9 protein-coding genes are annotated in these 12,965 nt (G+C 71.2%); 6 read left to right on the top strand and 3 right to left on the bottom strand.

Going from position 1 to position 12,965, the window contains the following annotated elements; all coding sequences use genetic code 11:
- Positions 1-115 precede the first annotated feature (115 nt).
- Positions 116-4,192: a discoidin domain-containing protein gene (locus GTW40_RS09110; RefSeq protein ID WP_161179653.1), complete on the top strand. Its 4,077-nt coding sequence runs from the start codon at positions 116-118 to the stop codon at positions 4,190-4,192.
- A 182-nt stretch (positions 4,193-4,374) separates the two neighbouring features.
- On the top strand, positions 4,375-5,337 hold the full coding sequence (locus tag GTW40_RS09115) for an endonuclease/exonuclease/phosphatase family protein (protein WP_161179654.1): 963 nt from the start codon (positions 4,375-4,377) through the stop codon (positions 5,335-5,337).
- Between the two features lie 132 nt (positions 5,338-5,469).
- On the opposite strand, the gene GTW40_RS09120 is transcribed toward GTW40_RS09115, so the two are convergent.
- Positions 5,470-6,774 (bottom strand): cytochrome P450, encoded by a 1,305-nt coding sequence (locus tag GTW40_RS09120; protein ID WP_161179655.1) that lies wholly within the window; start codon positions 6,772-6,774, stop codon positions 5,470-5,472.
- A 327-nt stretch (positions 6,775-7,101) separates the two neighbouring features.
- Here GTW40_RS09120 and GTW40_RS09125 point away from each other — a divergent pair, with 327 nt between their 5' ends.
- The 3 genes from GTW40_RS09125 (at position 7,102) to GTW40_RS09135 (ending at position 10,161) form a co-directional block, all read left to right on the top strand.
- Positions 7,102-8,721, top strand: coding sequence for an FAD-dependent monooxygenase (locus GTW40_RS09125; protein ID WP_237525416.1), 1,620 nt, complete (start codon positions 7,102-7,104; stop codon positions 8,719-8,721).
- A gap of 46 nt (positions 8,722-8,767) precedes the next feature.
- Positions 8,768-9,781 (top strand): amidohydrolase family protein, encoded by a 1,014-nt coding sequence (locus tag GTW40_RS09130; protein WP_161179656.1) that lies wholly within the window; start codon positions 8,768-8,770, stop codon positions 9,779-9,781.
- Between the two features lie 212 nt (positions 9,782-9,993).
- Positions 9,994-10,161 carry a hypothetical protein gene (locus tag GTW40_RS09135; protein WP_161179657.1) on the top strand — a complete coding sequence of 56 codons (168 nt, stop codon included), beginning with the start codon at positions 9,994-9,996 and terminating at the stop codon, positions 10,159-10,161.
- A gap of 58 nt (positions 10,162-10,219) precedes the next feature.
- Here GTW40_RS09135 and GTW40_RS09140 read toward each other — a convergent pair whose 3' ends face one another.
- Positions 10,220-11,722, bottom strand: a complete 1,503-nt coding sequence (locus GTW40_RS09140) for an MFS transporter (protein ID WP_161179658.1) — start codon at positions 11,720-11,722, stop codon at positions 10,220-10,222.
- Positions 11,723-11,900: 178 nt separating this feature from the next.
- Here GTW40_RS09140 and GTW40_RS09145 point away from each other — a divergent pair, with 178 nt between their 5' ends.
- Positions 11,901-12,326 (top strand): SMI1/KNR4 family protein, encoded by a 426-nt coding sequence (locus GTW40_RS09145; protein WP_161179659.1) that lies wholly within the window; start codon positions 11,901-11,903, stop codon positions 12,324-12,326.
- A 19-nt stretch (positions 12,327-12,345) separates the two neighbouring features.
- On the opposite strand, the gene GTW40_RS09150 is transcribed toward GTW40_RS09145, so the two are convergent.
- Positions 12,346-12,963: a TetR/AcrR family transcriptional regulator gene (locus GTW40_RS09150; protein WP_161179660.1), complete on the bottom strand. Its 618-nt coding sequence runs from the start codon at positions 12,961-12,963 to the stop codon at positions 12,346-12,348.
- Between the last annotated feature and the right edge of the window lie 2 nt (positions 12,964-12,965).

The raw sequence follows: 12,965 nt of genomic DNA on the forward strand, positions 1-12,965 counted from the left end.
GTGCGATCACGCGGCGGCAGTGTTCGGCAACGTTGTCACGCACATGGCAACGTTGTCATCCGCTCTGTTCCCCAGCCTCACCGTTCCTCGGTCTGCCCTGATCGGAGCCTTGTTGATGTCGGATCAGCCCTCCGCGCCCTCCCGGCGTGCCGTCCTTTCGGCGGGATCCACCCTCCTGGCCGGGTTCGGTCTGGGCATGGGGCCGCTCGCCTCCCCAGCCGAAGCGGGAACCGGACACCCCGGCCGGGACACTCCCCCGGCCGAACTCGCCGCGTACCGGCCGGTTTCGGTGTCCTCGACCGACTACGCGCCGACCCCTGCCGAGTTCGCCGTGGACGGCCTCGCGGTGCGTGGGGTCCGGGGCAGTGGCTGGCGGGCGGCGGACGGCGACCCCCAGTGGATCAAGGTGGACCTTCAGGCGCTGTGCGAAGTCTCCTCGGTGCGGCTGGTGTTCGAGGCCACCGTGGACGACCCGCCGTTCAAGGAGTCCCCGACCGGAAGCCCGCGCGACAACACCACCGGCCGGGAGATCCTGTCCAGCTGCGCCACGGACTTCGCCGTCGAGACGTCGCGCGACGGTGCGTCCTGGACGGCGGTGTACCGCACCGCTTCCGGCAGGGGCGGCGAGCTGGACATCGCCCTGCCGGAGCCGGTCACCGCGCGCTGGGTCCGCATGACGGTGTTCAAGCGCTCCAACAGCAACCCGCTCGGCCTCAACGGCCTCCAGGTATACGGCACTTGCCGCACCCGGCGCCCGGAGGTCACCGGCTGGACCGACTGGGGCGTGCGCGAGCGGCACCCCGGGCCGCTGAAGGTGGCCGACGACGGAACCGTCCCGCTGGAGTCCGGCTGGGACCTGACGATGGACGACTGGGCCGGTGCCGACGGTGCCGCCCTCTCCCGCGCGGGGCACGACACCAGCCGCTGGCTCCCGGCGACCGTTCCGGGCACCGTACTGACCTCGCTGGTGGACCAGGGTCAACTTCCCGACCCGGTAGCGGGGTTCGGCAACCTCCACGTGCCCGAGGCCCTGTCCCGGCACTCCTGGTGGTACCGGCGCGAGTTCACGCTGCCCAGGGGCCTGCGGACCGGCCAGGGACGGCATGTCTGGCTGGAGTTCGACGGCGTGAACCACGAAGCCGAGGTCTGGTTCAACGGCACCAGCGTCGGATCCTTCACCAACCCCTTCGCGCGTGCCTCCTACGACGTCACCGAACTGCTGGCGGACGGCGGCCAGTCGCTCGCGGTGAAGATCACCCCCATGCCGTTCCCCGGCAGTCCGGCCGACAAGGGCCCGGCCGGTCTCGCCTTCGTCGACGCGGGCGCCACCATGATGAACCGCAACTCCCCCACCTACCTGGCCTCTTCGGGCTGGGACTGGATGCCCGCCGTGCGCGACCGCGCGGCCGGCATCTGGAACCACGTCCGGCTGCGCTCCACCGGCGCCGCCGTCATCGGCGACCCGCGCGTGGACACCCTGCTGCCCGACCTGCCCGCCACCACCACGGCCGAGCTGACCGTGGTGGTCCCGGTGCGCAACGCCGACAGCGCGGACAGACGCGTCACCGTCACCGCGGCGTTCGGCCGGGTACGGGTCACCCGGACCGTGACGGTCCCCGGCGGCAAGAGCACCGATGTCACCTTCGCCCCGGCCGACTTCCCGCAACTGCGCCTGCGCGACCCCGCATTGTGGTGGCCCAACGGCTACGGCGAGCCGACCCTGCACGACCTCACCCTGACCGCGTCCGTGGACGGCCGGGAGAGCGACCGCCGCGTCACCCACTTCGGCATACGCCAGTTCGGCTACGAGTACGGCGCGCTGCCGATGACGTTCCGGCGGGGCGGCGACGTCTTCACCCAGACCGTCGACCTCGCCCGCCAGAAGGCGCGTTACGTCCGCGTCCTGTGCCGTACCCGCGCCACCCAATGGGGCTCCTCGATGTGGAACCTCTCGGTCCTGGACAGTTCCGCCCCCGGCGACGACCTGGCCCTCGGCCGGAAGGCGACCGCGTCCTCCGTCGACGACCCCTCGCACGGAGCGGCCAACGTCACCGACGGCGACGGCGGCACCCGCTGGTCCTCCTCCTTCGACGACGGACAGTGGGTCCAGGTGGACCTCGGCTCGCCGGTCTCCTTCGACCGGATCGCGATCGACTGGGAGCAGGCGTACGCGCGGACCTACACCGTCCAGGTATCCGGCGACGGCTCCGCCTGGACGGACGTGCGCGACGTCGACAACGCGGCCGCCCCGCTGCCGTTCCACACCTCCGGCGCGGCGAGCATGCAGAACGTCGAGTTCGACGCGGTCACCGCGCGCCACCTGCGGGTGCTGTGCCGGACCCGCGCCACCAGCTGGGGCTTCTCGATGTGGGAGCTGGCCGTCGTGGACAGCGCCAGACCGGGCACCAACCTGGCGCTGCGCAAGCCCGCGACCGCCTCGTCCGAGGGCGAGGGCACGGTCGCGGGGAACGTGGTCGACGGCGACGCCAACACCCGCTGGACCTCGGCCTACGAGGACGACGGCTGGATCCGGTTCGACCTCGGCGCCCCGGAGCGGTTCGACCGGGTGGCGATCACCTGGGAGCAGGCGTACGCGCGGACGTACACCATCCAGGTCTCCGACAACGGCACGGACTGGACGGACGTCAAGTCCGTCGACAACTCGATCGCGCCGCTCAGGATCAGCGTCAACGGCGTCCGGGTGTTCTGCCGGGGCGGCAACTGGGGCTGGGACGAGCTGCTGCGCCGAATGCCGGCCGAGCGCATGGACACCGCCGTACGGATGCACCGCGACATGAACTTCACGATGATCCGCAACTGGGTGGGAAGCAGCAACCGTGAGGAGTTCTTCTCCAGTTGTGACCGGCACGGCCTGCTGGTGTGGAACGACTTCCCCAACGCCTGGGCGATGGACCCGCCGGACCACGACGCCTTCAACAGCACGGCGCGGGACGTCGTGCTCCGCTACCGCATCCACCCCAGCGTCGTCGTCTGGTGCGGCGCCAACGAGGGCAACCCGCCCGCTGCGATCGACGACGGCATGCGCGACGCGGTCCGCTCCGGGGCGCCCGGAATCCTGTACCAGAACAACTCGGCGGACGGCATCGTCACCGGCGGCGGCCCCTACGGCTGGGTGGAACCGGAGAAGTACTTCTCCGCGACGACCTACGGCAGCAAGAACTACGGCTTCCACACCGAGATCGGCATGCCGGTGGTCCCCACAGCGGAGACCATGCGCCACCTGACCGGCGACGAGCCCGAGTGGCCCGTCGGCGGCGCCTGGTACTACCACGACTGGAGCACGCGAGGGAACCAGGCCCCGCAGAACTACCGCGCCGCCATCGAGTCACGGCTCGGCACGGCGACGGACCTGGACGACTTCTGCCGCAAGGCGCAGTTCCTCAACTACGAGAACCACCGGGCCATGTTCGAGGCGTGGAACGCCCGGCTCTGGGACGACGCGAGCGCACTGCTGCTGTGGATGTCCCACCCCGCCTGGTACAGCACGGTCTGGCAGACGTACGACTACGACTTCGACGTCAACGGCGCCTACTACGGCTCCCGCAAGGCTTCCGAACCCGTGCACGTGCAGTCGAACCCGGTCGACGGCCGGGTCATCGCCGTCAACCACACCCCGCACACGATCCGCCGGGCCACCGTGACCGCCGGCTGGTACGACCTCGACGGCCGCCAGACGGCCGGTGAGCAGCGGGCGACCGTGGACATCGCTCCGTCCACGACGGCGAAGGCGTTCACCGCAGACCCGAAGGGCTCCCTGCCCGGCCTGTACCTGCTGCGCCTGCGACTCGCCGACGAGTACGGGAAGACGCTCGCGGAGAACACGTACTGGCGGTACCGGACACCGGAGGACATGCGGGCGCTGAACCAGACCCGCCGGACCAGGGTCTCGGTGGACGTCACCGGCCCGCGCGGCGGCTCCGACGGGCGACGCGCGCTGACCGCCAGGGTGACCAACCGGGGTTCGTCGGTGGCGGCGATGCTGCGCCTTTCCCTGGTGGACACGAGGTCCGGGGACCGGGTGCTGCCCGCCGAGTACGACGACAACTACCTCTGGCTGCTGCCCGGCGAGTCCCGGACGGTCACGGTGTCGTGGCCCGGCCATGCGGACAAGGCGCGGCCGGGGCTGAGGGTCGAGGGGTACAACGTGCCGGAGGTGACGGGGCGGCCGTAGCGGGGCGGCTGCGGCGGACGGGCTCAGGGGGCCCCGCCTGCAAGGCGCCCGTCCGCTCCTGGGACAGTGACGAGCCGGACGGCTGGAACCGGCACTGCGGCGAACGTACCCGACCACCGGTCGACGCCGTCCGACCGCCTTTCCCACCTCCGCCCCTGTCTCACACGAGGTCGACCACCATCATGAGCCCCCTCTCCGCGCGACGCCGGTTCCTGACGCCCACGGCGGCAGCGGCCCTGTTGCTCGGAGCGGCCGTAGTCGGGACCGCACGGGCCGACGCGCCCTCCACCGCCCGGCCAACCCCTCGCTTCATCAGCTACAACGTCTGTGGCGCCGCTGCCAGTTGCCCTGTCAAGCCCGGGAACGACACCACGAGGAAGAACGCCTGGCGTGACCGGATCGTCCAGGCGATGGACCACTGGGACGCCGACGTGGTCATGTTCCAGGAAGTCTGCCACGGCCAGTACACCCTGCTGCGGGACCACCTCGCCGACCGCGCCGAGACCCCTTACACGGCCGTGTGGGGCACCACCCTCGACAGCGTCGGCGGCTGCTCCCAGTGGGGCGGCGACCGGCGCTTCGGCCTGGCCATGTTCGTCAAGGGGAACGCCTCGGCGGTCGCCGACCGCACCATGATCCCGCTCCACCGGGACCCGGCCGTGGCCGACGAGCAGCGGGGCCTGCTCTGCGTCGACGCGCAGGTGCGGGGCCGTACCGTCCGAGCCTGCGACACCCACCTCGACTGGCGCGGCAGGAACCCGGAGGTGCAGACGCACCAGATCTACCTGGCGCTGCAACCAGTCACCCGCACCATGCCCGTAGTCCTCGGCGGCGACTTCAACATGAGGCCCAACGCCGCACCGCTGCGCCGACTGTACGACTCCGACCGGGGCACCGGTCCGTTCCGCGAGGTCGACGACACCGACCGGGACCACTTCGCCGACCGCTGCGCCGGGCAGAGCACCTGCCGCACGGGCGAGAACACCGTGGACGACCGGTGCGAGGACACCACCGACGCCAAGAAGATCGACTACATCTTCGTGAGCGACCGGCACTTCCGCTCCGAACACGGCGACGCGACCGGTTGCTCCACTCCCCCGCTCTCCGACCACCATCTGCTGCGGGGCGCGGCCGACTGGTCGTGACCGGCGGCCCCGCCTCCGGGCGGGTGCGGTCGTCGGCGCCGCGCGCCACGTACACCAGGCCGACGGATGCCGCGGTGCTCTCGATGGATGTGAACATCGAGAGCACCGCGGCATCCATCTACGCCCGAGACCTCACCCCCTGTCAGCTGCCCCGGACACCCGCTCCCCCGCGCCCTCGGAGGACCCCAGCGCCACCCGCAGCTCCGTCAGACCGCGGAACGCGGGGAACGGGACGGTCAGCCATTTGGCGTCGTCGGAGGGCGCGGCCAGCGAGAGGTTCGGGAAGCGCTGGAAGAGGGACGTCAGGGCGATCTGCATCTCCATCCGCGCCAGGGGGGCGCCGAGGCAGTAGTGGGGGCCGGTGCCGAAGCCCAGGTGGTTGCTCTGGACGCCTGGGCGGGTGATGTCGAAGGTGTCGGGGTCCTCGAACGCGGCGTCGTCGCGGTTGGCGGAGGTGACGGCGATCTGGACCAGGGAGCCCTTGGGGATCAGGGTGCCCGCGATGGTGATGTCCTCCAGCGCGTGGCGGAAGGTCGCGTTCTCGACCGAGCCCTCGTAGCGGATGACCTCCTCGACGGCGTTGGGGAGGAGGTCGGGCGAGTCGATGACCTGCTTGAGCTGGTCGGGGTGGGTGAGGAGGGTGTAGACGGCGTTGCCGATGAGGTAGGCGGTCGTCTTGTGCCCGGCGAAGAGCAGGACCCACAGGGTGGAGAGCAACTCGCCGTCGGTCAGCGACTCCTGCTCGTCGCTCGTCTGGATGAGGACGCTCAGGAGGTCGTCCTCGGGGGCCTGCCGCTTGCGGGCGATCAGGACCTCGAAGTACTCCCGGAGCGTGGTCTCAGCCTCGTGCAGCTTGTCCTTGTCCTTCTTGCTGAAGCCGGTGCGCGCGACGACGCTGCACCACTGCTGGACCTCGGCCCGCTCCTCCTCGGGGACGCCGATCAGCTCGCAGATCACCTGGAGGGGCAGCGGGAAGGCGAAGGCCGACAGGAGGTCGACGGAGTCCTGGGCGGCGCACCGGTCGAGCAGCGCGTCGGTGATCTCCTGGACGCGGGGGCGCAGGGCCTCGATGCGGCGGGGGACGAAGGCCTTGCTGACGATCCGGCGCAGCCGCGTGTGCTTCGGCGGGTCGGCGAACAGCATGTTGTCGTCCAGGGCGATGGAGGAGTCGCCGAAGATGGACCGGTAGGCGTCGATGGCCGCGTACATGTCCTTGCTGATCCGCGGGTCGGCCAGGGCCGCCTTCGCGTCCTCGAACCGGGTGACGAGGTACGAGTCCACGCCGTGCGGCGGGGTGAGCCGGGACACGGGCGCGTTCTCGCGCAGATGCCGGTAGAGGGGGTGCGGGTTGGAGCGGTACACGGGGCAGCCGCGGGATGCCGCGTCCACTGCCCGGGCTGTCTCGTCCGTGTTCTCCTGCTCTTGCAACTGAGTCATCGACGGTCCTTCTTCTCTTCCCGCAGTGGTCTTCCCGCAGTGGCACGAGGCGGCTGAACGCCGGAACGCAGGAATGCATTGACGCCACCCGGAACGGGAAAACCCGATTCACCCTGACGCCGACCGGTCTTTACGGGCACCGTACGGACGCGGAAAACGGCGAATGCGCCGTCCGAGGGAAGGATCGATTGCCGACCCGGTGGCCGTGTGACAGGTTCGGAATCAGGGCCGCCACGAGTTCGAAATCGCTGCCCGAACCACCGCTGGGTCACTGGAGGAGGACGGGCCGTGGACAAGCGTGCCTCAGAAGTCGAAGAAAACGAAGAAATGCTGCCGGTACTGATCGTGGGCGGTTCGCTCGTCGGACTGTCCGCGTCGGTGTTTCTGGGCAGACTGGGTGTCAGCCACATGGTCGCCGAACGCCGGGCCGCCACGTCCGAACACCCCCGGGGCCGGGGGAACAACATGCGGACGATGGAGCTGTTCCGCACCGCCGGTCTGGAGCCGGACATCAGGGAGGCGGCGTCCGCCCTGTCCAAGAATCACGGCATCCTGCAGACGGACCGGCTGTCGGGCGGTGAGACCAGCCGGTGGCTCTCGGCGCGGCTCACCGGCGGGGCGCCCGAGAAGGGCCTGTGCTCCACCGTGCGGTGCGCGTGCAGCCAGAACGACCTGGAGCCGGTCCTGCTGGACCACGCCCGCCGACTGGGCGGGGACGTGCGCTTCGGTACGGAGCTGGTCTCCTTCACCGAGGACCGGGACGGCGTGACGTGCGAACTGCGCGACCGGGAGAGCGGTCTGACGTACACGCGGCGTACGGCCTACCTGCTGGCGGCCGACGGGCCGCGCAGCCCCGTGCGTGAGCGCCTGGGCATCGGGCAGAGCGGCGCGGGCGACCTGTTCCACAACGTGAGCGTCACCTTCCGCAGCAAGCTCCTGCGCGAGGTGGTGAACGACCAGCGCTTCCTGGTCTGCTACCTGAACGGGACCGAGGGCGACGGCGTCCTGCTGCCCGTCGACAACGAGGAGAAGTGGGTCTTCCACATCCCGTGGTTCCCCGAGCGCGGCCAGACGCTCGAGTCCTTCACCGACACGCGCATCACGGACCACATCAGGGCCGCAGCCGGCGTACGGGACCTGGACGTCGAGGTCACCGGGCGCGCGCCGTGGCACGCGGCGGACCGGGTCGCCGACAGCTACCGGGAGGGGCGCGTCTTCCTCATCGGGGACTCGGCCCACGAGATGCCCCCGACCGGCGCGTTCGGCTCCAACACGGGCATCCAGGACGCGCACAACCTGGCCTGGAAGATCACGGCGGTACTGCGCGGCTGGGCGGGTGAGGGCCTGCTCGACACGTACGAGAACGAGCGGCGCCCGGTCGCCCTGGCGACGATCGCGCGGGCCATCGAGCAGGCGGCGCGCGAGGAGCACCCCGGCTACGCGGCCGCGCAGGCCACGGCCCAGAGCACGGACCTGATGACCGTGTCGCTCGGCTACCGCTACGTCTCCACGGCGGTGTCCGGCGCGGACACCGAGGCGCCGACCATCCCGGAGGACCTCCGGCTGGAGGGGGACCCCGGTACCCGGGCCCCGCACATGACCGTCGTGCAGGACGGGGAGACCAGGTCGACCGTCGATCTGTACGAGCGGTCCTTCGTCCTGCTCTCCGGCACCGCGGAGGGCCCGTGGCCGTATGCCGCCAAGGCCGCGGCGACCCGGCTCGGTGTCCCGCTGGTGTCCTACCGCGTCGGCGCGGGCCCGGAGTTCGACCTCGACACCACGCCCGCCGACGGCGGCGGCGCGGACTGGGCCGCCGTCCACGGCGTCACGGCCCGGGGCGCGGTGCTCGTCCGCCCCGACGGCATGGTCGCCTGGCGCTCCACGGACCTGCCCACGGACCCCGAGCTCGAGCTGACGCACGTCCTCGAAGGTCTCCTCAGCCGCTGACCCGCTTTCAGACGCACCCGGACCTTCCACCACAGGGAGCCCCTCCATGCCGACCGACCTGCAAGCCCCGGGCGACATAGGCCGCCGCACCGCACCCGGCGGCGACGACGCCCGCCGCGAACGAATAGACGTCCACCACCACTACACCGCCCCCGAATGGGTGCGGTGGGCCGAGGAGAACGGCATGGTGGACCGGGACAAACTGCCGCCGTGGACCCGGTGGGACGAGACCGCCGCGCTGGACCTGATGGACCGGACCGGCACCCGTACGAGCGTCCTCACCGTGGCCATGCTGGGACGCTCCAAGGAGGCGGCGGCACGCAAGGAGAGCGCGCGGGTCTCGCTCGACGCCGCCGGTGCCCTCGCGGCCAGGCACTCCGGCCGCTTCGCCTTCTTCACGCCCGTCTTCCTCGACGACCCCGAGCTCTCCCGCTGGTCCGTCTCCCACGGGATGGACGAGCTCGGGGCCGTCGGCGTCAGCGCGCGCACCAGTACGGGCGAGACGTACCTCGGCGATCCCGCGCTCGACCCCCTCATGGCGGAACTCGACGAACGCGGCGCGGTGATCAGCACGCACCCCATGCAGGTGGCCACGTCCGGCGGCCCCCAGGGCGTACCGCCGTTCGTGTGCGACTTCCTCATGGACACCACGCGCGCCGCCCTGAGCCTGATCATGAACGGCACGCTGGACCGCTTCCCCCGGCTCACCTTCATCCTCCCGCACGGCGGCGGGTACCTCCCGTACATCGCGGGCCGGATCGAGGTCTTCGGCCGTCAGCTCGTCCCCGCCGTCGACCCCGGCCGCGTCCGCGACTACCTGCACCGCTTCTACTACGACACGGCGGCGCCGATGTCCCCTTCGGCCACGCCCACGCTGCTGGCCGCGGCGGGTTCCTCCCGGATCCTGTATGGGAGCGACTGGCCGCCCACCCCCACGCGTGTGGTCACGGAGGTGACCGCCCCCGCGCTGGACGCGGACCCCGCCCTCGGCGACCTGGAGCGCGGCCACATCAACCGCGCGAACGCCCTGCGTCTGCTGCCCACGCTCGCTCGTACCTGAGCGCGCCCGGGGCACGCACGCGGGTCACCACACCCCGCAGTGTCCCTTCGTACCGCTCACGGGGGAGCGGCGCGAAGGGGCACTGTTCTGTTCACGGAAAACGAATCCGGGAAGGAAAGACAATGCCGCAAGCGGAAGAAGAAGTGAGGCCCGTCGACGCGATCGATACGGGGGCTCGGCGTCGAACTCCCGTCGGTGTACTGCGTTCCACGGTGGGACAGACCAATCTGGTCCCGGTCCTTCTGGTCCTCACCGTCATGATGGTGGCCCTGTGGCTCATGGGAATGCCCTTCCTCCAGGCCCTGACCATTTCGACCGCGCTGAAGATCTCGATGGTTCTTTTCGCGGCGCGCCGACTGCCCTCCGCGTCGAAGGGCTGACGCGTCCGAAATCCGGGCGGCTCAGGGCCGCCCGGATTTCGCATTCCCCGCCCGGATATCAGACTCCCTGACCCGCCTTCTCGCCCGCCCCGCTCTCCCCCACGCCGTCCCACGGCGTCACCGCGGGGCCGTCGTCGTCCGGATGCTCCCGGCGCTCGCGCAGATCCGCCACGGCCAGGGCGAGGGCGACGAGGATGATGGCCACGGCGGTGAGCAGCCCGAGCTGGAGGGCCGTCGTGGCGCGGCCGTGGTTGGCGAGGTGCGCGAAGTACACGGCGCCGACCACCGCGATGCCCACGGACGAGCCGATGCGCTGGCCGGTCTGCATCACTCCGCCGGCCGCACCGGCCCGTCGTACCGGCACGAGCGTGAGGGTGAGGGTCGTGTTGGGCGAGACCGTGAGCCCGGAGCCGATCCCGCCGATGAGCAGCGGCAGCGCCATGGCCCAGCCCACGCCCTCGCCGGGCACCAGCTGAACGGCAAGGACCACGCCCAGCAGCCCGAGGGCCACCCCGCTCAGGCCGATGACGACCAGGCCGCGGCCGTAGCGCATCACCAGCCGTCCCCCGAAGGCCGCGCCGACCGCCGAGGCGGCCGCGAACGGCAGGATCGTCACTCCGGCGGCGAGGGGGCTGTATCCCACGGAGTTCTGCAGGAACAGCGACAGGACGAAGAAGATCGTGGTGAGCCCGCCGAAGAACGTGAGGCTGATCAGGGTGCCGAGCGTGAAGGAGCGCAGGGAGAAGAGCCCGAGGTCGACCAGCGGAGCGTCGCCCCGGCGGTCCCGGTTCCGCTCCCACATCCAGAAGGCGCCCAGCAGCAGTGCGCCCACCGGGAGCAGCAGCCACTTCGCCCGTCCCTGCCATTGCTGTTCCTGGACCAGGGGAAGCAGCAGGGCGAGCACGCCCGCGCCGAGGAGCAGTACGCCGACCGGATCGAACTTCTCCCGCTTTCCGCTCGGCACCGGGAGGCGGGGCAGCAGCCGGTGCCCGGCGACGAGGGCGGCCACGCCGATGGGCACGTTGACGAAGAACACCCAGCGCCAGCCGTCGTCCGTGCCGGACGCGTGGAGCAGCAGTCCGCCCGCGAGCGGGCCCACGGCGGTGGACACGGCGATGACGCTGCCATGGAAACCGAAGGCCCGGGCCCGTTCGGCACCTTGGAACATTTGCTGGATCAGCCCCGAGGTCTGCGGTGCGACCACACCGGCGGCCGCGCCCTGGATCATCCGGAACACCACCAGCCACGCGGGACCGGGGGCGAGACCGCACGCCATGGACGCGGCCGTGAACACGCCGAGGCCGATCAGCAGCGCCTGGCGGCGCCCCCGCAGGTCACCCAGCCGTCCCGCCGGTGCGAGCGCGAGCCCGAAGGCGAGGGCGTACCCGGACACCACCCAGGACTGGGTGGCTTCGGAGGCACCCAGCCCACGCTCCATGGAAGGCAGAGCCACGTTCACGATCGAGACGTCGAGCAGGGAGATGAAGCCCGCGGTCAGACAGACCCCGAGTGCTTTCCACCGCCGGTCGTCGAGAGCGGGCCGGTCCGTTTCTGTGGTCATGCGATCACGCTATGCAGGTGGGACCGGTCGCACCAGCGGGGAAGGGGAGGCGGGGTGCCGTGAGGCGTGCCGGGGAGGCCGTGTCTTCACCAGCGGTTGTCTGCGACGGGGGCGGTGAGTGGTGGGCCCGGCCGTGGCCCTACGGTTCACTTCTGTTCACTCGGAGGTCGAATCAGGCATGTGGATCGAAACTGTCGCGGCGCTGCCCGGCAAGGCTGTCTTCCAGTCCCCCGCAGCGGAGTCGTCCCTGACCCGCTGCGCCGCTGTCCTCGGCCGTCCGCTGCCCGCCGACCTCGTCGCTCTCCTGCGCGAGAGCGACGGCATCGAGGGCGAGTACGGAGACGGGATCGTCTGGTCGGCCGAGCGCATCGCGTCCGAGAACCGGAGCCTGCGCGAGAACGCCGATTTCCGGTTCCTCCACATGCCGTTCGAGCCGCTGCTCTTCTTCGCGGACGCGGGGAACGGCGACCTGTTCGCGCTTCTCTCCGCGATCGACCGGCCGGACGTCTTCGTGTGGGACCACGAGACCGACAGCCGCACCTGGGTCGCTCCGAACCTGGCCACGTATCTCGAATGGTGGCTGACCGGGCGGATCGAGGCGTAGCAGCTCGTCCCGGACTCCCTCAGCCGGAGCCGGGCACCGTGACCGGCAGGCCCGCCAGGTTCAGCTCGCCCGGTGGTGGCAGGGGGCCGTGCTGCGGGGCCGGGCGGAAGGAGTCGAGGAGGTAGGCGACCAGGCGCGCCGATGCCGCCGGGTCCTCGGGGAGGGCGGCGACCAGGCCGCCATGGGACAGCAGGACGACGGCCAGGTCGGAGACGTGGAAGTCGGCGCGGAGGGCGCCTGCGGCCTGTGCTCTGCGGATCAGGGTGGACAGGGCCTGCTCGGCCTCGGAGCGGGCCTCGGCGTGTTCCCGGGCGCGGTCCGGGAAGGCCGCGAGGAACGCCGCCGGGAAGCCGCGCTCCTCGCGCTGGAGGCGGCACAGTTCCACCACCAGGCGACGGAAACCGCGCCCCGCGTCCGGGTCGGCCACCGCCTCCGCGAACACCCCCGCGCACGCTGCGATTTGGTGCGCGAAGGCCCCTCCGACCAGGTCGTCCCGGGTCGGGAAGTGGCGGTACAGCGTCGCCACGCCCACCCCGGCCCGGCGGGCCACCGTCGCCATCGGGGCGTCGATGCCGTGCTCGGCGAAGACCTCGCGCGCGGCGGCCAGGATGCGGCGGCGGTTGCGGCGGGCGTCCAGCC

It is taken from the genome of Streptomyces sp. SID4985 (assembly GCF_009863025.1).
GTDB lineage: Bacteria > Actinomycetota > Actinomycetes > Streptomycetales > Streptomycetaceae > Streptomyces.